1 protein-coding gene is annotated in these 1,784 nt (G+C 61.0%); it reads right to left on the minus strand.

The genetic code is table 11. The features are described 5' to 3' along the window. Positions 1 to 1,207 (minus strand): dihydroxy-acid dehydratase domain-containing protein (locus tag OB03_RS14490; RefSeq protein ID WP_461344630.1); only part of this gene is annotated, 1,207 nt, incomplete at its 3' end. Positions 1,208 to 1,784: the final 577 nt, after the last annotated feature.

The raw sequence follows: 1,784 nt of genomic DNA on the forward strand, positions 1-1,784 counted from the left end.
TGTGGCCGGTCAGCTTGATGATCGCGCCTTCGGGGGCAACGTCGCCATAGATGACGGCATAGGAGCCGCGCGCCATGACCGGCTGGTCGATGGTGGTAACGACTTGCTGGCCCGGCGCTTCCTCGGCCTTGGCGGCCGCAGTGAACAGGCTCTCGCCCGAGACGGTCGGGGTGTTCACGATCTTGCCGGCTTCGGCCAGACGCTTGGCAACCAGACGGGTGCCGCCTGCGACATACAGGTGCGAGGCCAGGAAACGACCACCCGGCTTCAGGTCACAGATGACCGGAGCCTCGATGCAGGCTTGGTGGCAGTCCTCGATACCGAAATCGACACCGGCTTCGGCGGCGATGGCGGTTAAGTGCATCACCGCATTGGTCGAACCGCCCGAGGCAGAGCAGGCTATGGCTGCATTCTTCAGGCTGGCGCGGGTGATGTATTTGCGCGCGTTGTCACCTGCAAAGACGCGCTCCACAGCCAGTTGGCCGCAGCGATAGCCCTCGGCAGCCTTGTCGGGATCGACGGCTGGAACGTCATTGGCACCCATAGGCGAGATGCCCATCATCGACAGAGCCATCGCCATGGTGTTGGCCGTGAACTGGCCACCGCAGGCACCGGCACCGGGGCACACCGCACTCTCGACCTTCTTCAGCCCTTCGTCGTCCAGCGTGCCGGCACCGTGGGCACCGATCGCCTCAAAGACTTCCTGAACCGAGACTTCCTGACCATTGATGCGGCCAGGCATGATGGTGCCGCCGTAATAGACCAGACCCGGAATGTTCAGGCGGGCCAGAGCCATCGCTGCTGCCGGAATGGTTTTGTCGCAGCCGACGATGCAGACAACGCCGTCCAGCTGGTGCCCCTCGATGGCCAGCTCGATGGAGTCGGCGACAACCTCGCGGCTGATCAGCGACGCCTTCATCCCCGGCGTGCCCATCGAAATGCCGTCGGTGACCACGATGGTGTTGAAGTCCACCGGCCAGCCGCCTGCATCGATGACGCCCTGACGCACATCCTTGGCCAGACGGTCCAGATGCATGTTGCACGGCGTCACCGTCGACCAGGTGTTCACGATGCCAATCATCGGCTTCTTGAAGTCGCCATCCTGCATACCGGCTGCACGCAGATAGGAGCGTGCTGCCGCGCGGCTCGGACCTTCAGTTACCGAGGCGCTGCGAGAGTTGGGAGAAGGCTTGGTCTGGTCGGTCATTGTGTGCGGTACGCTGAGGGAGAGGGGCAGGAGGCTGAAAACGCGCATTAAAAAACCCGCTTCCAGTCGGAGAGCGGGTGGTGCAGGGCTGACTAGGTTTTGTTTGTCAGGTCACAGGCATCCACGCCGCTCGTCGGAGCGGGGTAATAAGTACCGATACGAGGAGTACCGCGCGGGCCAGCGCGCCGCCGGCCACAGGGGCGGCGGCCGAAGTGACCATTGCAATGTGTGAAGTGCTGTTCACAGCGGCGACCTCATTAAGTTGGCGGTTTTATGCCGAACGTCGTGCTGCATTGCAACCTGCAAGACTGCCATTTGCGCAAAAAAGCATCGCACATGCTCGAATTTAAGGAATAATTGCACACCAACCCTCGGAGTTATCGGCTCTCGGGGGATAAAGTTGCCGCCATTACCGGTGTTGACGAGGCATATTGTACCTCCGCCTCTTTCCTTGCGATGCTGTTCTCGTCCTAAATGTGGCGCTTGAAATCGCCGATCTCTCAGAAATCTATGCTTTTTTCGAAAAACGGGTTGTGGACTTGGGAGGTGGTGCGTATAGAGCCACCTCGCTCGGCGG

It is taken from the genome of Brevundimonas sp. GN22 (assembly GCF_054824005.1).